At 41.9% G+C, this 20,347-nt stretch carries 17 protein-coding genes and 1 pseudogene; 13 read left to right on the top strand and 5 right to left on the bottom strand.

Annotated elements, in window-relative coordinates; translation table 11 throughout:
- Window positions 1-55: 55 nt before the first annotated feature.
- The 5 genes and pseudogenes from ACLPIE_RS18245 to ACLPIE_RS18225 form a co-directional block, all read left to right on the top strand.
- Window positions 56-178: pseudogene (locus ACLPIE_RS18245) on the top strand (IS110 family transposase); the annotation flags it as partial.
- A gap of 516 nt (window positions 179-694) precedes the next feature.
- A complete protein-coding gene (locus tag ACLPIE_RS18240) occupies window positions 695-1,501 on the top strand; it encodes a protein bax (protein WP_430263121.1) in 807 nt (268 codons plus the stop codon).
- A 343-nt stretch (window positions 1,502-1,844) separates the two neighbouring features.
- A complete protein-coding gene (locus ACLPIE_RS18235) occupies window positions 1,845-3,263 on the top strand; it encodes an MBOAT family O-acyltransferase (protein ID WP_430263120.1) in 1,419 nt (472 codons plus the stop codon).
- Entirely contained in the window at window positions 3,250-4,419 is a 1,170-nt protein-coding gene (locus tag ACLPIE_RS18230) for an SGNH/GDSL hydrolase family protein (protein WP_430263118.1), read from the top strand. The genes ACLPIE_RS18235 and ACLPIE_RS18230 overlap by 14 nt, the downstream gene beginning before the upstream one ends.
- Complete coding sequence (locus ACLPIE_RS18225) at window positions 4,391-5,617, top strand: SGNH/GDSL hydrolase family protein (protein ID WP_430263117.1); 1,227 nt, start codon at window positions 4,391-4,393, stop codon at window positions 5,615-5,617. Before ACLPIE_RS18230 ends, ACLPIE_RS18225 begins: the two co-directional genes overlap by 29 nt.
- Window positions 5,618-5,702: 85 nt before the next feature.
- On the opposite strand, the gene gntU is transcribed toward ACLPIE_RS18225, so the two are convergent.
- The 3 genes from gntU to gntR all read right to left on the bottom strand — a co-directional run bounded on the left by gntU (window position 5,703) and on the right by gntR (window position 8,855).
- Entirely contained in the window at window positions 5,703-7,058 is a 1,356-nt protein-coding gene (gntU, locus tag ACLPIE_RS18220; protein ID WP_430263115.1) for a gluconate transporter, read from the bottom strand.
- The gene (gene gntK, locus ACLPIE_RS18215; protein ID WP_430263113.1) at window positions 7,055-7,597 is read right to left on the bottom strand and encodes a gluconokinase; all 543 of its coding nucleotides are present in this window, start codon (window positions 7,595-7,597) and stop codon (window positions 7,055-7,057) included. Before gntK ends, gntU begins: the two co-directional genes overlap by 4 nt.
- A 262-nt stretch (window positions 7,598-7,859) precedes the next feature.
- On the bottom strand, window positions 7,860-8,855 hold the full coding sequence (gene gntR, locus ACLPIE_RS18210; protein ID WP_430263111.1) for a gluconate operon transcriptional repressor GntR: 996 nt from the start codon (window positions 8,853-8,855) through the stop codon (window positions 7,860-7,862).
- A 200-nt stretch (window positions 8,856-9,055) separates the two neighbouring features.
- Here gntR and ACLPIE_RS18205 point away from each other — a divergent pair, with 200 nt between their 5' ends.
- The 7 genes from ACLPIE_RS18205 to zur all read left to right on the top strand — a co-directional run bounded on the left by ACLPIE_RS18205 (window position 9,056) and on the right by zur (window position 16,428).
- Entirely contained in the window at window positions 9,056-10,093 is a 1,038-nt protein-coding gene (locus tag ACLPIE_RS18205) for an ABC transporter substrate-binding protein (protein ID WP_430263109.1), read from the top strand.
- The gene (locus ACLPIE_RS18200; RefSeq protein WP_430263108.1) at window positions 10,090-11,106 is read left to right on the top strand and encodes a FecCD family ABC transporter permease; all 1,017 of its coding nucleotides are present in this window, start codon (window positions 10,090-10,092) and stop codon (window positions 11,104-11,106) included. Before ACLPIE_RS18205 ends, ACLPIE_RS18200 begins: the two co-directional genes overlap by 4 nt.
- Complete coding sequence (locus tag ACLPIE_RS18195) at window positions 11,103-11,870, top strand: ABC transporter ATP-binding protein (RefSeq protein WP_430263106.1); 768 nt, start codon at window positions 11,103-11,105, stop codon at window positions 11,868-11,870. Before ACLPIE_RS18200 ends, ACLPIE_RS18195 begins: the two co-directional genes overlap by 4 nt.
- 11 nt (window positions 11,871-11,881) lie before the next feature.
- Window positions 11,882-12,700: a class I SAM-dependent methyltransferase gene (locus ACLPIE_RS18190; RefSeq protein ID WP_430263104.1), complete on the top strand. Its 819-nt coding sequence runs from the start codon at window positions 11,882-11,884 to the stop codon at window positions 12,698-12,700.
- Entirely contained in the window at window positions 12,697-13,542 is an 846-nt protein-coding gene (gene modD, locus ACLPIE_RS18185) for a ModD protein (protein WP_430263103.1), read from the top strand. Before ACLPIE_RS18190 ends, modD begins: the two co-directional genes overlap by 4 nt.
- 142 nt (window positions 13,543-13,684) lie before the next feature.
- A complete protein-coding gene (locus tag ACLPIE_RS18180; RefSeq protein WP_430263102.1) occupies window positions 13,685-15,682 on the top strand; it encodes a TonB-dependent receptor plug domain-containing protein in 1,998 nt (665 codons plus the stop codon).
- A 230-nt stretch (window positions 15,683-15,912) separates the two neighbouring features.
- The gene (gene zur / locus ACLPIE_RS18175) at window positions 15,913-16,428 is read left to right on the top strand and encodes a zinc uptake transcriptional repressor Zur (RefSeq protein WP_430263100.1); all 516 of its coding nucleotides are present in this window, start codon (window positions 15,913-15,915) and stop codon (window positions 16,426-16,428) included.
- 103 nt (window positions 16,429-16,531) lie between these two features.
- Here zur and lexA read toward each other — a convergent pair whose 3' ends face one another.
- Both lexA and ACLPIE_RS18165 read right to left on the bottom strand, forming a co-directional pair.
- Window positions 16,532-17,149 (bottom strand): transcriptional repressor LexA, encoded by a 618-nt coding sequence (gene lexA / locus ACLPIE_RS18170; RefSeq protein WP_430263099.1) that lies wholly within the window; start codon window positions 17,147-17,149, stop codon window positions 16,532-16,534.
- Window positions 17,150-17,286: 137 nt separating this feature from the next.
- The gene (locus ACLPIE_RS18165; protein ID WP_430263098.1) at window positions 17,287-17,661 is read right to left on the bottom strand and encodes a diacylglycerol kinase; all 375 of its coding nucleotides are present in this window, start codon (window positions 17,659-17,661) and stop codon (window positions 17,287-17,289) included.
- 126 nt (window positions 17,662-17,787) lie between these two features.
- Between ACLPIE_RS18165 and plsB the strand changes: the two genes are divergently transcribed.
- Window positions 17,788-20,289 (top strand): glycerol-3-phosphate 1-O-acyltransferase PlsB, encoded by a 2,502-nt coding sequence (gene plsB / locus ACLPIE_RS18160; protein WP_430263097.1) that lies wholly within the window; start codon window positions 17,788-17,790, stop codon window positions 20,287-20,289.
- The last annotated feature ends 58 nt before the right edge of the window (window positions 20,290-20,347 follow it).

The raw sequence follows: 20,347 nt of genomic DNA, 5'->3' as shown, positions 1-20,347 counted from the left end.
TGACGTATTACGTTTCCTGAAAGTCTGCCTTGAAACGGTGGCTACTGCACAATGTATTACTTTAAAAGTCTTAGTCCGAAGATACCTTGAGTGATATGACGAAATCGCTGATCTAGGTGCTATGCTAACGTCAATAGTCGATGAACTAGCACCAGAGTTAATCAAACGTAATACCATGAGGGATAACGTATATATGGCAAAACGAGTCGCAAAAAGCCATTCAAAAAGAAGTAAATCCTTACACCAAACACTTATTGGACAATCTGTAATATCCCAATGCTTGCGCTCGCAGAAGAAGCAATAAAACAAGATCCCCAACGACACACGTGACAATCTTAAAACACTTTTGAAAAGATGATTTTCATGTTTTGATTAAAAAACAGACTACCAACTGGTTATTTATCAGACAAAATAACCACATAGAAAACAAATGAATTGATTAACAAATAACCAAATTTAACTTAAGCTAACCTCATCAACAGCAAAAACAATAAGATTATTTAAACAATAACATTGTGAAAATATATCGAAAATAACTAAACATGCTTTTTAAGGCGGTTAATCCATAGTCGTAAAAAAATCCACAAACGAATACAGAAGTTTAGCTAATGTTGACCGGATAAATGTAGCTCGTAAAAAATTAATCTGCTACTATTCGCTCGAATTTTGTTCAGAGAAAACTTAGGAGAAGCAAATGCCCTCTCGAACGATGAGGACAAACGCCGTCTTCGCTTTCTTATTTTTACTTTTATTTTCGAGCCTGAGTATGGGCTCCACCAGTACCAGCACAATGCTCAATAAAGAGTATTCTAATAAAACTGTGCAAACGATGAGTCAGGCAAAAACGTCACTTCCTGATTTACGTAGATACCCGTCTGGTACACCACGAAAGAAAGCATTTTTGAAAACGGTAGTCCCTGTTATTGAAAAAGTGAATAAACAGATTATGGAAGAGCGCACTTGGTTATTGTCCGTTCGCTCAAACAAAAAATGGAGCGCCCAAGAGTTGCGCCGCCTTAGCCAAATCTGTGACAGTTATGGTATGAAATGTAGCAATCCAAAACGTATTAATTGGAATAAGTTGCTCAGTCGTGTTGATATCATGCCGACGCATTTAATCGCAACACAAGCAGCGACAGAGTCTGGCTGGGGCACATCACAACTGGCTCTTAAAAATGGTAACTTGTTTGGAATGCGTTGCGGAAGTGGCTGCCAAACCACCAAAGGTAAAATCAAAGGCTATTCGACATACTCCTCAGTTGAAGATACCGTGACTGCCTATATGAAGAACATGAATACCCATAACGCTTATGAATCACTGCGTAATTCACGTGCTAAGCAGCGTTTATCAAAAGATGAATTAGACACCGCCAAGCTTATCAATGATATGAAAGGGTACTCAGAGTTAGGCTCATCCTACAACCGTTATTTACAAGAGATGTACGCGAGTAACGAAGAATTGATTACACAAGCTCAAAAAAGAGCATCCACTCGCATCTAATATTGTATCACCAGGTACAAGACATAAAAAATCCACTAACAAAGTGGATTTTTTTTACCCTTCATGAACCACAATAAGCACCTACTCTCATTAAATTAATTTTTAAGTATTTCTAATTAATCACTTCAAATTCAACGCATTGTTCTAAGTTGATAGAGTGGTGGCAAGACTGCGAGAGGGGGAATCCCCAGAAGTCTACATTAGTATATGGTTAAGGTAACTGAACGCAGCCAACAAAGTCATCACTGGAAATATGACAAGCAATATTCTGATTGCATAGAAGAAGAGATCCAATATGATATGCTCATCTTCTACCAAAATAATTAACATCTTTGAGTCTAATATGAATTTCTTCTCTTTTGAGTTTCTTGGCTCTTTCTTGATTTTTTTTCTTATTTATTGGGGCTGTCAGCCCAGTGCGAAACTACAAAATGGCCTATTGATTACTGCTAGTTACTTTTTTGTGTATTCATTTAGTCCTGACTTTGCTTATATTTTATTCGGCTATACGCTTTTCATCTATCTATTAACAAACTGGGCAAGCAATTGGCTTTCCAACCGCTGGATATACACTATCCTTGCCATAGGTATTATCGGTTGCTTCACCTATTTTAAATACTATTCTTTCTTTCAAGAAAGCATCCAACAAACCCTAGATAAATTCGGTTTTAGCGTCGGACTGCCTATTCTTGAAATATTGGCACCATTAGGCCTTTCTTTTTATGCTTTCCATTCAGTTAGCTATACCGTGTCGGTTTGTCGTAAAGAAATTTCCAAGGCTGACTTTTTTGATGTCACCTTATATCTGGCATTTTTTCCGAGTATCGTCGCAGGCCCTATAAACCGAGCGAAAAACTTCTTACCACAAATTCAAGCTGAAAGTCGCACTATTATCGATAGCCGTAAAGCGATTCTGCTAATTTCATTAGCGTTAGTAAAACTATTTTTATTTAGCTCTTATTTAGCTGAAAACTTTGTCAACCCTGTATTTGATGCACCTGTCGGCTACAGTGCAGGAGATATCCTCGTTGCAACTTATGCCTATGCATGGAATATCTATTTTAACTTTTCAGGTTATACCAACCTTGTCACGGGTATCGCTTTATTATTAGGTTTCAGAGTACCTGTAAACTTTAATGCACCGTATTTAGCTGCGAATTTAAAAGAATTCTGGGCTCGCTGGCATATTAGCCTATCGACGTTTATTCGTGATTATATTTATATTCCTCTGGGAGGAAACCGCAAAGGCTTAAGCCGCATGAATACTAACGTATTCCTTGCGATGGTTATCTCAGGATTATGGCATGGTGCTGCAATGACCTTTGTCGTTTGGGGAGCCATCCACGGTTTAGGTATTGTACTGCTCAATCTTAAGAATCTGTGCATGGAAAAATTGGGGTGGACGAAAACTATCGCCAATAAAACCGTATCCATTTGGCTATCACGCATCGTCACGTTCCACTTTGTCTGCTTTGCTTGGATCTTTTTCCGCAGCGCTTCTTTTGATGATGCCATCCTAATGATAAACCAAATTGCTGCTCCTGGTTTTATTGCTTCCATCAATGCAAGCTTAGGTTTACTGACCGCATTTTGGCTATTGTTAATTACTTATCCCTATTTTGTACAAGGCTACCATTATGTGGCGAAAAAATACCAAGATGTTCCTTGGTACTATTACCCGATCCCACTCGCCATCATTTTAACCATTATGTTTATGCTTTCACCTTCAGGTATGCCGGGGTTTATTTATGCTAACTTCTGAGTTTAAACACACCCTAATAAAAATTGGGCAAGTTTTATTTATTGTTCTGATCGCAGGCATATTATTGATTTGGTTAAACCAGAGCTCTTTAGAACGCTTCTGGCAACAAAAGTACCATCAAGATAGCCCTTGGGCGAAAATGGCTGGTAACCCTATCTGGGACTACGGTGCATACTTGCATGATGGCGCATTAGAGGCAGGCAGTATATTTGCCTATCACGCTTCAGGACAAAAAGCGCAAGATGATAAGAAAGCCACCGAACTTGCCTTAGAAAATGACGGTAAAAAGCTTAGCTTCCCAAATGAGTTCAAGGTTGGCCTTCATTTTATGAATGGTTACATCTATCCTGCGGAAAGCTTATCCGTTACCTTCCCAGAATTACTGAAACGACCACAAGCGAGAGAAAAATCCAAACGGATTAATTTTGGTAGTTTAGCCCTACCCAAAAGTCAACCCATTGTTGAAAAGCACATCGCAAGTATTGAAAAAGGCCAACAAGTTTTATTTGCAGGTGACTCCATGATGCAGGGCGTCGCTCCCCATGTTAAAAACATGCTTTTCAAAAAGTATAATATAGATAGCATTAATCTCAGCAAACAAAGTACTGGTCTTGCCTATCCTCGCTTTTTTAACTGGCCTGAAACTATTTCTAAGACACTGAATGATAATCCTAAAATTAAAGTTTTGGTGATTTTCTTAGGCCCGAATGACCCTTGGGATATGCCACCAAAAACAGGCTATAAATACGTCAAATTCAAAAGTGAAGATTGGGAAAAAGTTTACCGTGAGCGTATTAGTGATATAATATCCACCGCTCGCCAGCACAATGTAGATGTTATTTGGGTTGGTCCCCCTAATATGCGTAAAAATACGCTGTCTGATGGTATGAAATTCTTAAGAAGCCTCTACCAATCTGAAGTTGAGAGTCAGGGTGAAATTTACTTTTCTGTCAATGATGTCTTTAAATATAAAGGCGACACATACTCTGACTATATCGGCGATGAAAGCAGCAAAATTAAATTAAGAAGTGGTGATGGAATTCATTTCAGCGGTAAAGGCCAGCAAATCATCGCAGAAAAAATATTTTCATTGATCCATTTCGAGGAAGAAGAAGAAAAGGAACATCATGAAACTGAAAAAACTGCGTCAAGCTAAGTCCAAAGTTTTGGCAGTTAGTGTTATTTCACTACTGTCATTGGGTTTATTATCTTGCCAGAATACATCAGATAAAACGCATATGCCAAGCCTACCTAAAGGCCCACAGCCTTTCACCCAAGGGCAATTGGTAAATAACGCGGAACCTAATTTGTCTCAATTGGCAAATAAACTACGTCAAGGTAACCAACAGGTACATATCGTCCAAATCGGTGATTCCCATACTGCCGCTGACTTTTTCAGTGGTAATTTGAGAACCCTATTTCAACAGCGCTATGGCGATGCAGGGCCGGGCTTTATTCCGCCTATTTCTATCCCTGGCCAGCGCACGGCAACCATCAATCGTATGAGTGAGAAAAAAGAGTGGTCCCTTTTTTCAAGCCGTAAAGATGAACGTTTTGATTACCCATTAGGGGGGATGATTGCAGAACCACAGGCCGCAGTCAGCCAAGTACTTTTGAAACCATTACAGCCGGCTCTAGGGGCTTATCAACTGCAAGCTTTGTACCAAAGTGCAGGGGATACAAAAATGCGCGTTGCCCCTGCTGTTTCACCCAATGTTATGCTCCCGGCAACAGGTAATCAATGGCGCTTCTCTTCACCTGTGAATACTCAATTACCTGCACAAGTGTCTGTGAATAAAGGGTCAGGTGTGAAAATTGGCGGTTGGTTAGTTCGTTCGTCTAAGCCAGGAGTGATGGTTTCAGCCCTTGGTATCAACGGTGCGACATTAAGTATGGTCGATAAATGGCAACCGCAGTGGAGCGAGACATTAGCTCAACTTTCACCAGATATGGTGATCCTAGCCTATGGAACGAATGAAGCGTTTAATGACACATTAGATTTGGCTGCTTATGAGCAGAACTTACGTGCTAAAATCCGTTTACTCCGCCAGCAAATGCCTAATAGCGTTATTTTGTTAGTTGGCCCTAATGATTCAATTAAATTCAATGATGCTCTAAGTTGCCAAGCGCAAATGCCAATAAATTTAATGAATGTTATTCAAATTCAAAAAGCGGTTGCTGCTCAGGAAAATACTTTATTTTGGGACTGGCAAGCCTTTATGGGGGGCCCTTGCTCTATTCGCACATGGGCAGCACAAGATTTAGCACGGCCTGATAATGTGCATCTGTCCGTTGAGGGCTATAAAAAAAGTGCCCAAGGGCTCTATAGCCAATTGAATCAAATCCTACAGTAATCGATTATTTGCCGTAATAGACTAATCGTACGGCAAAAAAAGGTCAGCCAATTGGCTGACCTTTTACTTTCTACCTAATAGATAATCACAAGAAAGCGAAGAAAATCATCCCGATAATTGCACCTGTCGTACCAAGGATAGTTTCCATTATCGTCCACGTTTTTAACGTTTGTGCTTCGGTTGCCCCCGTAAACTTACCAAACAACCAGAAACCAGAGTCATTTACATGGCTTAAGATCAATGAACCACCAGAGATACAAATTGCTAACGCGGCCAATTGCGCACCTGAATAGCCTAATTCACTAATAACAGGCAACACTAAGCCTACCGCAGTTAAACACGCGACGGTTGCAGAACCTTGAATAACACGCACTGCGCCCGCTAAGACAAAGCAAGCCACTGCAATTGGCAAACCCGCACCAATTAAAGAGTCACCTAATGCAGGACCGACACCGGAATCCACTAAGATTTGTTTAAATACACCACCAGCACCGGTCACAAGCAAGATGATCCCAGCAGGTTGGATCGCCGCAGAACAAACTGCCATGACTTTTTCTTTGTCCATGCCATAGCGGAAACCTAAACCATAAATCGCCAGCAAACATGCTAATAATAATGCTGTAAAAGGGTGACCAATAAATTCTAACCAATGTTCTAGCGTAGAACCTTTTTCAACTAAATGCGTTCCAATCGTTTTTAGCCCCACTAATACTAATGGGAAAAGGACTAAGCACAGGCTGAATCCAAAACTTGGCATTTTGCCATGATCTGTATTTGGTGCTTGATAATCTGCTGGGATATCAATATGAACAAAGTTACTGATAAATTTACCAAATAAAGGCCCTGCTAAAATCATACCGGGGATAGCGGCACACAAACCGATTAAAATCATCCAGCCATAGTCAGCCCCCATTTGTGATGCAACCAACATCGGCGTTGGGCCCGGTAATAAGAAAGCAGCAGCGGCTGCAACCCCGGCAAATAATGGGATAGCAAGGCGAACAACGTTATGACCTGTACGATTTGCGACTGCAAATACCACACCGATTAACAAGACAATCGCCACATCGAAGAACAGAGGGAGAGCACAAATCAACCCTGCTACACCGACAGCATAGTGGGCATTCTTTTCGCCAAACAGATTAAGTAACTTATTTGCTATCTGATCTAACGCACCTGTTTCATGTAAAATTTTACCGAACATCGCTCCCAGTGCCACGACAATGGCAAGAAAGCCTAATGTCCCTGCCATCCCTTTTTGCATGGTTTCCGTGATCTGTTGAACAGGCATGCCTGAAAATAGCCCTGCCCCAATAGATACAATCATTAATGCGACAAAGGCGTGTAACCGTGCATACATGACTAAGAATAAAAGTAAAACGACCGAGCCAACAGCTGTTAGCACCAAAGTTAACGTGCTAAGCGTTTCGACTGAGTTCATGGTTTTTCTCCTGCGACAATTTTTTTAATCGTTAAGCAAGTATTACCGATGACATCTTCAAGTGTTTGGCGAATATCAACAACATGAACATCAGTTTCTGCTGCGGTTGGTTCTTCTAAAGTAGCAAATTGCGTTTTTAACATTTCAGGTTTGAAGAAGTGCCCTTTACGCGCCTTTAATCTTTCTTCAATGACCTCTGAATCTCCTTTCAGGTAGATAAAAAATAAGTTTTTATTATCAGCTCTTAAAATATCGCGATATTTTTTCTTTAGTGCTGAACATACGACTAAAGAAATAGAATTGGTTCTCTGCATTGCAAAAACGGCTTGATTTAATGCTTCCAACCAAGGTTGACGGTCATCATCATTCAAAGCATGGCCTGATGCCATTTTTAAAATATTGGTTTTAGGATGCAGAAAGTCACCGTCAAGGAAAGCCGCTTGCAATTGCTGAGCAACACCGTTTGCGACAGCGGATTTACCACTACCCGATACCCCCATTAAGACAAATGCGTAATTTTGTTGTTGGGTATCACTCATAGGAAACTCCTCAGGCATTTAATTTTATTCTGGTGTTTAATTTAAACCGGATGATGTTACCGGTAACAAGTTACGGGTAACATTATTATCAGTGAGGATTTTTTTAGCAATCAAATTGGCGAAGAAGAAAGCAGATCTGTGATGTTAATCTCAATCTGACTTTAGTGAAGGTAAGTGAAGAAAAAAGCGGAGCTAACAATATAAAAATTTTAAAGTTAATTTTAACTTCAATTAATTCTACCTTTAATATTTCTCTAAATAATTAGATGCTCTCACCTGTAAGCAGCGAAAATCCAACATCAAAATGTGTCTCTGTCAATTTTTTTCCTGACATCCGCGCTAATAGCACTTCCGCCGCCTTACGCCCCATTAGGTCTCTCGGGGTTAGAATACTGGCAAGTTTTGGCATCATCACTTGGCCCACATCGTGCCCATGGAAACCTGAAATGGCCAACTCAGTTGGGATCTGAATACCTAAGCGCTGACATTCAAAAATGGCTCCTATCGCCAAGTCATCATTGGTACAAAACAACCCGTCAGTATCCGGATATTTCTCTAAACAATCATGCAATAACTTAGCCCCTAACGAATAAGACGAGCTCTCTTGCGTCATCACATTACGGGGCTCTAAATGAGCCTCTGACATGGCTTGTTCGTAGCCTTTTAAACGAATGAACGTCCGTTCATCGTGCCTTGCCCCTATATACACCACCTTGTGACAACCACGTTCAAGCATCGCCCGTGTCATTTGACGAGACGCTTCGAAGTTATCAATACCCACTGCGGTATCTAAGCAAGGTGAAACACTATCCATAATTTCAACAACAGGGATACCTGCCGTTTTCAGCATCCGCAAAGTTCGCTCAGTATGCGTCCTCTCAGCTAAAATGACCCCATCGATATTATAGGAAAGTAATGATGTCAGACGTTCTTCTTCTTTCTCTGGCAAGTAACCATAATGCGCTAACATTGTTTGATAACCGTGGCGATCCGTTACCGCCTCAATGCCACGGATCACCTCAGCAAAAACTTGGTTGGTTAATGACGGAAGCAAAACCCCTATTGCATGACTAGTCGCATTTGACAATATATCAGGTGCTTTATTCGGTATATAGCCTGATATTTCAACCGCTTGGGCGATTTTCTCACGCAGAGACTCAGAAACTTGTTCTGGGTTTCGTAGAAAACGGCTCACCGTCATTTTGGTGACGCCAACTTGGTCGGCAACATCCTGCAAAGAAGGTCTTTTTTTCTTCATAAGTCAAAAATGGTATCCAATTGATAAACAGTAACTATGTTCTGCTATCTCCCTATGGATAGCAATCTTTGTTACTGATTTACATCACATAAACATCGAGTTTTTCCAATAAAACCTCTTTTGTGGTTGACTCTCTGCTATGACTTCGCTAATTTCCGCGCTATATAATTAATGTTACAACGAATAGAATCAATTTAAATATGGCGTTCAATCGTAGACAATTTATTAAATCCAGTGCCTTACTTGCCGCTTTTTATTGCTTACCAAGTATCGCACACGTTCGTCATCGCGTTGAAGAGGCTTTATTTGGCAAACTGCCTGCCCCCAAGCATATTCAACGAGTCATCAGCTCTGGCCCTCCTTCTGACTTACTGGTATTTGCACTTGCTCCAGAGAAAATGGTCGGGTTTGCATCGATTTCCTTGAAAAAAGGACAAACAGGCTTATTTGCACCACAATGGCTTGAATTACCTGTTTACGGTCGTTTAGCGGGTAGAGGGAGCACATTATCTCTCGAACAGTTGTTGTCCTATAACCCAGACCTAATTATTGATACTGGGAACATTGATGAGACCTATCGCTCACAGGCACAAAAAGTCGCTAAACAAACCAATGTACCCTACCTTTTAATCGCTGGAGGACTCAAGGATTCTGCGCAGCAACTCCTTCAGCTCGGTGAAATCCTTGGCGTCACCTCTCAAGCGCAGAAACTGAGTCAATTGGCCCAGCGCTATATTAATGATGCCCAAGCATTTGCCAGTAAAAACCAAGAAAAATCACTAAGCTTTTACCTTGCTCGTGGTGCAAAAGGCCTAGAAACCGGCGCTAAAGGCTCAATTCATACTGAAGCAATTGAAATGCTAGGTTTACGTAATGTGGTGGATATCCCTAACTTTCATGGCCTCACCAGCGTTTCTATGGAGCAATTATATCAATGGAACCCAGATATTATAATAACGCAATATGATGAAGCCATTGAATTTATGACGACCTCCGCGTTATGGAAGGGGCTCGATGCGATTACCAATCACCAATTACTGGTCTTTAGCAGCATGCCTTTTGGTTGGTTAGATGGGCCGCCGGGTGTCAACCGTCTACTCGGGATGAGGCGGTTACAAAGCCACTTTGACAAAACGATTGAAGCCTCCATCAAACTGGATATTGCTGAATTTTTCACCCATTTTTATCATTCCCCATTAACATCAGAGCAAATTAATTTGCTGATGGAAAAATCATGAATGATGCTTTTAATAAAGGGGCAAAATCCCTCTTATTGATTATCATTTTGCTGATTAGTTTACTTGTCGCCCTAACAAATGGTAAGTACTCACTTACACTTAATGAGCTTTATCGTTTATTGGTTAGCCTGTTTTCTTCACAAGCTGAATTGAGCGATCCACGCAATGAAACGGTATTTTGGCAAATACGCTTCCCACGAACTCTTGCCGCGATTTTAATTGGGGGTGGGCTATCTATCGCCGGAGCCGCTTACCAAGGAATGTTCCGCAACCCGCTGGTTTCTCCTGATATTCTAGGGGTTTCTGCGGGGGCGGGCGTCGGCGCTGTGGTGGGGATATTCTTTGGCCAATCATTATTCTACATTCAATTATTTGCCTTTATTGGCGGCTTAACCACCGTTGCACTGGTCTGTTTTATTGCCCGTTTAGCCCGTCAGCACGACCCTATTTTATCGTTAGTCCTTGTTGGAGTCGCCATCAGCGCAATTTGTGGCTCTGCAATTTCACTGATGAAAATCCTTGCAGACCCTTATACTCAGCTCCCCTCTATGACATTTTGGTTATTAGGTGGGCTATCTTCAATTACCCAAGAAGACTTAATATCCGTATTGCCACTCATGATCATCGGTATCATTCCACTATTGTTATTGCGCTGGCGTATGAATTTACTCAGTTTATCGGATGAGGAAGCCAAAAGCCTCGGTGTTAATGTCAGTTTAACGCGGGCAATTTTCATTGTTTGCGCCACACTATTAACAGCAAGCGCGGTTTCCATCGCTGGGATCATCGGTTGGATTGGCTTGATTGTTCCCCACATTACACGAATGATAGTGGGTGCTAACTTTCGTTACCAGCTCCCTGCATCTATGGCTATTGGCGCAATTATGCTGCTGATCACGGACACACTTGCCCGAACCATTGCCGATATAGAGCTCCCATTGGGCATATTAACCTCAGCGGTCGGTGCCCCATTCTTTCTGGCTATCTTGCTACAAACAAGGCGGGTCAAATGAGCATCATGACCTTGAAAAACGTAGCCATTGGTTATCACCACACGGCAATCATTGATGACATCAACCTGTCCTTGCCTAAAAAGCGAATAACCTGCTTACTTGGTGCGAATGGCTGTGGCAAAACCACGCTAATGAAAACACTATTAGGGCTACTTCCCGCTATCCAAGGGGAGATTTTACTCAATAGTCAACCTATCAGTGCGCTCAAACAGCGTGATATCGCGAAAGTAATTGCTTACGTACCTCAAGCCCATGATACGCCGTTTACTTTCGCTGTATTGGATATGGTCATAATGGGGTTAACCCCACATATTTCATTATTTTCTGTACCCAAAGAAGCCGAAAAAACCTTAGCTCATCAACAATTAGAAAGGCTCAACATCCCACACCTTGCACCTCGTTTATACAGCACGCTAAGTGGTGGGGAAAAACAATTAGTATTGATAGCAAGAGCCTTAATACAAAAACCATTACTCTTAATTATGGATGAACCTGCAGCCAGCCTTGATTTTGGTAATCAAATTCGTCTACTTGAGCAAATTGAAAAGCTCAAATCCCACGGTATGACAATACTGATGTCAACGCATCATCCACAGCATGCAGCGGCTATCGCTGATGATGTCATTTTGCTTGATAGACAACACAAAGCTAGGCAGGGATTATCAAAAAGTATGTTAACACTTACTAACTTGGCGGCACTTTATCATGTGGATGAGCAAAGTATTCAAGCTCACTTCCAGCTTCCATCAATATTTTCTAATTAAGGTCAGGGATCATGTTAATCAGTCAAATCGATTTTGCCAAAATGTACCAACAACACATGCAGCAGGCACATAGAACCCGCAAAGAGCCCGAGCACTGGGATAAAAAAGCCCAACAAATGGCGCAAAACTGCGCCAACCCTAACGACCCTTATTTAGTTCGCTTTCGTGAATTAATGGATTTTACCGGTGCAAAAAGCCTACTCGATGTTGGCTGTGGTCCAGGCTCCATCAGTCTTTGTCTTGCCAACCAGTTCCAAGAGGTTATCGGTATTGATTACAGTGGAGGCATGATTGAAATGGCGCAATACCGTGCCCAACGATTAGGTACGACCAATGCGCGTTTTGAACAACTGGCATGGGAAGATAGCTGGGATACCCTTCCCAAAGTGGATATTTCTGTCGCATCTCGCTCAACACTCGTGGATGATTTAAAAATAGCGTTACTCAAGCTCAATCGCCAAACCAAACTACGGGTTTATACTACACACACCATCAACCCAACCTTTATTGATGAAAACATTATTCGCGCGATTGGTCGTGAAGTGATTCGTTTACCGACATACATTTATGCAGTGAATATTCTGCATCAAATGGGGATCAACGCACGCGTCGATTTCATTAACAGCCCAAACAAAGGTGGGTTTGATAATTTTGAGGCTTTCGTTGATAGCGTCAATTGGTCGTTGAAAAACATCACCCCACAGGAAACCGAAATCCTACGTCGTTATTATGATGAGCAAACGGCATCAGGTAAAAAGATCCCTTATCCATCAAGAAATTGGGCAATGGTTTCGTGGGATGTCGTTGACGAGGCTAATCTAACATTATGATCTATCTACCAGACACCTTGATCGACCAATTACTCCTGGACGATATTCAATACGGTGACCTCACTACGCGCGCGCTAGGGTTACATTCCCAACTAGGTGTAATGACCTTTGCTTCAAAACAAGGCGGGTGTGTCAGCGGCATTCATATTGCAAAACGCATGTTAGAAAAGCTCGGCATTACCTGTGAGTGTAGTGCTCAAGATGGTCAAATTGTAGAGCCTCAACATGTTTTGATCCGCGCAACAGGGCCAATTGAGGCATTACACCAAGGTTGGAAAGCCGTACAAAACGTTCTTGAATGGTGCGGTGGCGTGAGTCACTACACTCACCAAATGGTCAGTGTTTTACACCAGTATCAACCCAATGCGCAGCTTGCCTGTACACGAAAAACTGTCCCAAACACTAAACCTCTAGCCTTAACGGCTATTTTGGCGGGGGGCGCTATTATTCACCGAACGGGTAGCGCAGAAAGTATTTTGCTGTTTACTAATCATCGCCAATGCCTTGAAAAACCAGATGATTGGAATACCCATGTCCAAATGCTACGTCAAAATGCCCCTGAAAAACTGATCATTGTTGAGGCAGATGATTACCAACAAGCGATTTTCGCTATCGAGGCACAAGCCGATATTGTTCAACTGGATAAACTGCCAATCGAACAAATTCGACAATTACAAACGCTCGTGCAACAGCAAAATCGCCCCTGCCAACTATCGATTGCAGGGGGAATTAATTTGAAAACCATTGACGAATTTGCGCAAATAGGCGTGCCACTACTAGTAACATCAGCTCCTTACTATGCAGCACCCCGAGACATTAAGGTGAAGATTTTTAAGCAGTAACGCAGCTCACCGCTGCCGTTTACAAAGGCGTTGTAAATCAAACAGCCTACCCTCGTTGGTAGGTTGCCTTTATTCATGGTTAATTACGCCAATCGTTGTATAAAAATAAATATATCGTTATTCATAAAACTGGAAATACCTAATGAAAATAAAACAAATAACCTATTTGATTGGGATGGCTTTATTCGCAGCACAGGGTCACGCAGCATCAGGCCCAAAAGTAAACAAAAATACCGATGTGATGTCCGTTTGGAGTACTCCACTTGCCGCAGATGCGAATGTCATCACGCAAGAACAAATGACACAATTGAACAAAACTAATGTGGCACAAGCATTGAGTACCATGCCCGGCGTCTCTATCCAAAAATCAGGCAACCGTAACGAAACTCAGGTAAATGTGCGTGGTTTCGATAGCCGTCAAGTCCCTATCTTCTTTGACGGTATCCCAACTTATGTCCCTTATGATGGTACTCTTGACCTAGGCCGTTTTATGACGAGCGAGCTGGCAAGCGTTGAGCTATCTACTGGATACACTTCACTACTACAAGGCCCTAACTTGATGGGGGGCGCTATCAACTTAACCACCGCCACCCCTAAAAAACCGTTTGAAGCCAATGTTAGCTTAAACCAAGGTTTTGCCCGTGGCGCTGATAACGCCCACAATATCAGCGCACGTTTAGGTGGCCGTAACGACCTCGGCTTCATTCAAATCAGTGGCAGCCAATATAAACAGCGTTTTATGGGAATACCGAGTTCAGAAAATGACAATCCGTTAGCCGGCAATAATGGCCGTCGACCAAATTCAGCCACTGACGATAAACGCATGATGGTGAAAGTGGGCTGGACACCACGTGAAGCTGACGAGTATGTGGTTACCTATCTCAAACAAGATGGTGATAAAAACAGCCCACCAAGTGTGACAAATAAAAAGCCTCAGGTCTGGCAGTGGCCAGCTTATGACAAAGAAAGCGTCTATTTCAATGGTACAACACAAGTAACCAATGATATCGCGTTACAGAGCCGCCTGTACCACGACACATTCAAAAATACACTCCATCAATATAAATCTGTTAAAGACTATGAAAAAGGTATCTATAACTACAGCCGCTATGATGACTACAGCAATGGCGCTGACATGCGTGTTGACTTCACCGTGCGTGAATTAGATATGTTGTCATTTGCCGCCCACTGGAAAGAAGACGTCCACCGCGCCCGTGCCAAAAGAGATGTACCATTCGACCGTTATAAAGATAATACTTACTCTATTGCTACTGAATATCAATGGGTTGCAATGAATAACCTAGACATTATCGGCGGTATTGGCTATGACTGGCGCAAAAGTGCTGACGGTAAGCGCTATGATTATAAATCAGGCGATTTTGAAAAATACGACAACAATAACCAACATGCGTTCAACTGGGAGATGATGGCTCGTTATCACTTAGAAAATACAGATACGGTGCAATTCTCGGTATCAGAAAGAAGCCGTTTCCCAACACAAAAAGAGCGTTATACCAAAGAAAAAATGAAAAGCGATGATACCTTTATCATCAACCCTCATATTGATACAGAACGTGCTCTGACTTACGATTTAACCTACAAAGGACATATCTCTCCAGTTTGGTCATATACATCAAGCATTTATTACAACCACGTCTCTGATGCCATTATGGCGCACCGTGTTGGCACCAACAAAAATGGAGGCTATATACTTGAAAACCGCAATAGCGGCAAAGTCGACTACTTTGGGATTGATTTAGGCACTACCGGTCAAATCACAGATTGGATGGAAGCAGGCCTCAGTTACGGCTATATTCATGCAGATCCTAAACACTACAGTGTCAAACACGTCGCTGAATTACCGACCCACAAAGCTTTTGCTTGGGTGAAATTCACACCATTCGACCCATTTAGCATCACAATTACCGAAGAAGCTAGAAGTTGGGCATTTAACTATGTTGATGCCGAAAGCAAAGTACGTGGCTATGCTAAAACCGACCTACGCTTAGATTATGATTTTGGACAAGGCATTTCTGTTAACACATCCGTCAACAACTTATTCGATAAATCATATGAATACACCAATGGCTACATTGAAGAAGGCCGTAACTATTGGTTAGGTATTGAATATAAATACTAACCCCTAATAGATTAGGCAAGGATTCATTTCTTTGCCTAGTCGTCCTCTCGTTAATGCCATTCACCCTATTCGTATATAAAAAGGCCAATCTCTCCCTTTAACAAATCAAAAAATGAATTAGGCTGAATTTTTGCTCACAATCCATTTTTTCCTCGCACTCTAAAGATCAAAAAACTGTGATAGACTTGGAGCTAGTGAATATATGCATTTTTCTAGGTAGGCTCAGTACAATGAAAAAAATGAGTGAACAGAAAGTACTTGCGATGGCAGAGCAGATTTGCCAATCAAGAGGCGTAAGATTGACTCCACAAAGAGAAACAGTATTACGCCTTATTGCGCAACAGCATGGTGCTATCAGCGCTTATGATTTACTCGATTTGCTGCGAGAGATAGAGCCGCAAGCTAAGCCACCTACGGTTTACCGAGGGCTTGAATTTTTAATGGAACAAGGGTTTATCCACAAAATCGAGTCAACAAATAGCTACGTTGTTTGTCACCATTTTGACAACCCAAGCCATACCTCTGTGATGTTAATTTGTGATCATTGTGGAAGTGTCACAGAAAGTGATTGCACCATAATAGAAGCTGCAATTATCAGCTTAGCAGAGAAACATCAGTTTCATTTGAAACATACTGTCGTTGAAAACCACGGTTTATGTAAAAATTGCGATGAGATTGATAGTTGCCAAGACCACGCACATTGTGGTCATAACCATCAACAACCGATCACCATAAAGAAAAAATGACTTAATCAAAAGAAAGGTCGCATCGCGGCAGATCTCTAAAAATAAATGAAATCTGCCAACAATTACAACGCCATCAAGCCTATCGCACCTGATATTCTAAAAACTAATACCAATCACTATTACGGATAACACCAACAGCTAAACCTTCAATGGTGAAGCTTTGTTCACGTAAATCTACAATAATTGGTGCAAATTCAGGGTTTTCAGCGATTAACTCAACACGATTCCCTTGTTGTTTAAAACGTTTAACAGTCACTTCATCATCAATACGTGCAACGATAACTTGGCCATTATGTGCATTTTGTGTTTTATGTACAGCCAATAAATCACCGTCCATAATACCAATATCTTTCATTGACATCCCATTTACGCGCAATAAAAAATCCGCATGAGGTTTAAATAATTCTGGGTCAACTTGATAATGACTTTCGATATGCTCTTGCGCCAATAATGGTTCGCCTGCGGCGACGCGGCCAATCAGAGGTAACCCCTGATCTTCATTTTCTTCTTCAAGAAGTAGACGGATACCCCGAGATGCACCCGAAACAATCTCAATAACCCCTTTACGAGCCAAAGCCTTTAAATGTTCTTCTGCCGCATTAGGCGAACGAAAGCCAAGGCTTGCTGCTATCTCAGCACGTGTTGGAGGCATACCTGTCTGCGAAATATGATCACGCACCAGATCGTAAACCTGCTGTTGTCGAGCCGTCAGTGCTTTCATTCCGTTCCCCTGTTTGTTTATACAGTCAAGCTGTGAGTATATACAGGTAAATGAAGATTTGGAACAGTTAAATCACTCAATTTCCGCATTTGTTATCGATTTACTTTCTTTACATTCATTTTATGCTGTTAAACAGGTTAACTCGCAAAATAACGCTGCCATAAAACCAACGCCCAAATAAACAATGCCAATCCAATACTCACGAATACCGCAGCTGAGCCAATATCTTTTGCACGACCAGAAAGTTCATGGTACTCGCTACCAATGCGGTCAACCACCGCCTCTATGGCACTGTTAAGTAACTCTACTACAGCCACCAGCACGACAGAGCTAATCAATAAAATTCTATCTACATAGCTGATATCTAAGCAAAATGCGATAATAATGGCAATAACTGCAGCCACTGACTCTTGACGAAATGCAGCTTCATTTACCCAAGCCGCTTTTAAACCCTTTAAGGAATACCCCGCAGCTTTAATCACTCGTGTGAACCCTTTGGTTTGACTTGCCATATTTATTCCTTAAAAAATGCAAACAATTATCGATTTTTACGGTCAAAGTGAATTGTCAGTAACAGATCTACCAATGTCTTTCTGGTATGATTGCACCGCATTGTTAACAAGAGGCTATAATCATTTATGTCACTATGGCGTAAAATATATTACAACACGTTGAATTTACCACTTAAATTATTGGTAAAAAGTAAACTAATACCTTCGGACCCAATTACTGAGTTGCAGCTTGATACGAATCGGCCAACGCTCTATGTATTGCCTTATCACTCAAAGTCCGACCTTCTAACGCTACGTCATCAATGTTTGGCTATCGGTCTGCCTGACCCTTTGATTGATAACGACATCAATGGAACCAAACTTCCCGCTTATGTTTTTATCGATGATGGCCCACGCGTTTTTCGCTATTATTCACCAGATCCTCGCAAAGATTCAGTAAAAACATTCCATGCTTATTTAGATTTGCATAAAAACAATCCAAATCTCGATATTCAAATGCTACCCGCTTCCGTTATGTTTGGTCGCTCACCAGGGCGTGAAGGTCATACGCCAGCACCACCACTGAAGCTGTTAAATGGTGTGCAAAAATTCTTTGCTATCCTGTGGTTAGGGCGCGATAGCTTCGTGCGCTTATCCCCTTTCGTCTCCATTGGTAAAATGGCGCAGGATCACGGCACAGACACCATTATTGCCAATAAGCTCGCCCGCGTTGCTCGTATCCACTATTCACGTCAACGCCTTGCTGCTGTAGGCCCAAAACTACCAGCACGTTATGAGCTATTTAATAAGTTACTTACTTCAAAAGCCATTGAGAAAGCGGTTGAAGACGAAGCTCGCACAAAAAAAATCCCACTGAAAAAAGCGCAACAAAACGCCGTCAATATGATGGAAGAAATTGCGGCTAACTTTTCCTATGAAGCTGTACGCTTAACCGATAGGGTGCTCAGTTGGACATGGAACCGCCTCTATCAAGGTATTAATGTTCAACATGCTGAGCGTGTTCGTCAACTTGCACAAGATGGCCATGAAATTGTCTATGTACCATCACATCGCAGCCATATGGACTACCTACTTCTTTCCTATGTGCTCTATCACCAAGGGCTTGTTCCTCCGCATATAGCCGCTGGGATCAACCTGAACTTCTGGCCTGCAGGCCCGATTTTCCGCCGCTTAGGTGCATTCTTTATTCGCCGTACCTTCAAGGGTAACAAGCTATATTCAACGATTTTCCGTGAGTATTTAAGTGAGTTATTTGCACGCGGGTATTCTATCGAATATTTTGTGGAAGGTGGTCGTTCACGTACAGGTCGTTTGCTGCAACCCAAAACGGGTACCCTTTCTATGACACTGCAAGCCATGTTGCGCGGTGACTCTCGTCCTATCACCATCGTCCCTATCTATATCGGGTATGAGCATGTCATGGAAGTAGGAACTTACGCAAAAGAGCTACGTGGCGCAGAAAAGGAGAAAGAAGGTTTTTTCTCGATGGTTCGCGGTTTGCGTAAGTTACGTAACCTTGGTCAAGGGTATGTCAACTTTGGGCAACCAATTTCGTTACCTCATTACCTAAACCAACGTGTTCCTGATTGGCGCGAGTCTATCGACCCTATTGAACCGCAACGCCCCTCTTGGCTAAATCCAACGGTCAGTTCATTAGCCGATGACATCATGGTAAATATTAACAATGCCGCAGCTGCCAACGCGATAAACCTATGTGCAACCGCATTATTGGCTTCACGTCAACGTTCATTAACCCGTGAACAGTTAATTGAGCAGGTCGATTGTTATCTGCAATTATTGCGCAACGTGCCATACACCGCCGATGCAACAACACCAAATAAAACTGCACAGCAGCTATTAGAACATGCTTTGCAAATGGATAAGTTTGAGGTCGAAAAAGACAGTATGGGGGATATTATTATTCTTCCTCGTGAAAACGCCGTCTTAATGACCTATTATCGCAACAATATCCATCATTTATTGGTATTGCCATCGTTAATCTCCAGTATTGTTTTGCACCACGAACACATTAGCCGCCAAGACATTCACCATCAAGTGAGCCAAATCTATCCATTCTTAAAAGCAGAATTGTTCATGCGTTATGACAACGAACAGCTGCATGAAACCGTTGATACACTCATTGATGAGTTGAATAACCAAAAGCTAATTTGCTTAAGAGAAGAAGATATGGCGGTGCTAAACCCTTGCCGTATTCGTCCGTTACAACTCTTAGCCGCAGGTGTGAGAGAAACATTACAACGCTATGCGATCACACTGTCGTTACTCAACGCTAGCCCTGAAATCAGCCGTAATACATTAGAAAAAGAGAGCCGCATTCTTGCACAGCGTCTTTCAGTCCTCCACGGTATTAATGCACCAGAGTTCTTTGATAAAGCTGTATTTTCAACGCTTGTCGAGACCCTCAGAGAAGAAGGTTACATCGATAATAATGAAAATAATATCTTTACGACCAATGCCCAAAAACTCTATGCCGTGCTAGCGCGTTTGATGTCACCAGAAATCCGCTTAACGATTGAAAGTGTTAGCCAAACAGATGAACTTTCAGAAACTAAGAAAGCCGCGTCAACAGACGAAAAAGCCCAAGTCACTGAACAAACAAACGACTAAGTTGGCTTTATCTCTCTAAAAAAAGAGGTCATGTTATTTAACATGACCTCTTTTTCTT

Source organism: Providencia sp. Me31A (assembly GCF_050487165.1).
GTDB lineage: Bacteria > Pseudomonadota > Gammaproteobacteria > Enterobacterales > Enterobacteriaceae > Providencia.
The sequence above is the reverse complement of the archived record's forward strand: the minus strand, read 5'-3'. Positions and strand labels throughout refer to the sequence as shown.

Bases quoted from the DNA above. Each gene is read 5' to 3' on its own strand.
- ACLPIE_RS18240 (WP_430263121.1), top strand. From the start codon at position 695: ATGCCCTCTCGAACGATGAGGACAAACGCCGTCTTCGCTTTCTTATTT.
- gntR (WP_430263111.1), bottom strand. From the start codon at position 8,855: ATGAAGAAAAAAAGACCTTCTTTGCAGGATGTTGCCGACCAAGTTGGC.
- gntK (WP_430263113.1), bottom strand. From the start codon at position 7,597: ATGAGTGATACCCAACAACAAAATTACGCATTTGTCTTAATGGGGGTA.
- zur (WP_430263100.1), top strand. From the start codon at position 15,913: ATGAAAAAAATGAGTGAACAGAAAGTACTTGCGATGGCAGAGCAGATT.
- ACLPIE_RS18235 (WP_430263120.1), top strand. From the start codon at position 1,845: ATGAATTTCTTCTCTTTTGAGTTTCTTGGCTCTTTCTTGATTTTTTTT.
- gntU (WP_430263115.1), bottom strand. From the start codon at position 7,058: ATGAACTCAGTCGAAACGCTTAGCACGTTAACTTTGGTGCTAACAGCT.
- ACLPIE_RS18200 (WP_430263108.1), top strand. From the start codon at position 10,090: ATGAATGATGCTTTTAATAAAGGGGCAAAATCCCTCTTATTGATTATC.
- ACLPIE_RS18180 (WP_430263102.1), top strand. From the start codon at position 13,685: ATGAAAATAAAACAAATAACCTATTTGATTGGGATGGCTTTATTCGCA.
- ACLPIE_RS18230 (WP_430263118.1), top strand. From the start codon at position 3,250: ATGCTAACTTCTGAGTTTAAACACACCCTAATAAAAATTGGGCAAGTT.
- modD (WP_430263103.1), top strand. From the start codon at position 12,697: ATGATCTATCTACCAGACACCTTGATCGACCAATTACTCCTGGACGAT.
- ACLPIE_RS18165 (WP_430263098.1), bottom strand. From the start codon at position 17,661: ATGGCAAGTCAAACCAAAGGGTTCACACGAGTGATTAAAGCTGCGGGG.
- lexA (WP_430263099.1), bottom strand. From the start codon at position 17,149: ATGAAAGCACTGACGGCTCGACAACAGCAGGTTTACGATCTGGTGCGT.
- ACLPIE_RS18225 (WP_430263117.1), top strand. From the start codon at position 4,391: ATGAAACTGAAAAAACTGCGTCAAGCTAAGTCCAAAGTTTTGGCAGTT.
- ACLPIE_RS18205 (WP_430263109.1), top strand. From the start codon at position 9,056: ATGGCGTTCAATCGTAGACAATTTATTAAATCCAGTGCCTTACTTGCC.
- ACLPIE_RS18190 (WP_430263104.1), top strand. From the start codon at position 11,882: ATGTTAATCAGTCAAATCGATTTTGCCAAAATGTACCAACAACACATG.
- ACLPIE_RS18195 (WP_430263106.1), top strand. From the start codon at position 11,103: ATGAGCATCATGACCTTGAAAAACGTAGCCATTGGTTATCACCACACG.
- plsB (WP_430263097.1), top strand. From the start codon at position 17,788: ATGTCACTATGGCGTAAAATATATTACAACACGTTGAATTTACCACTT.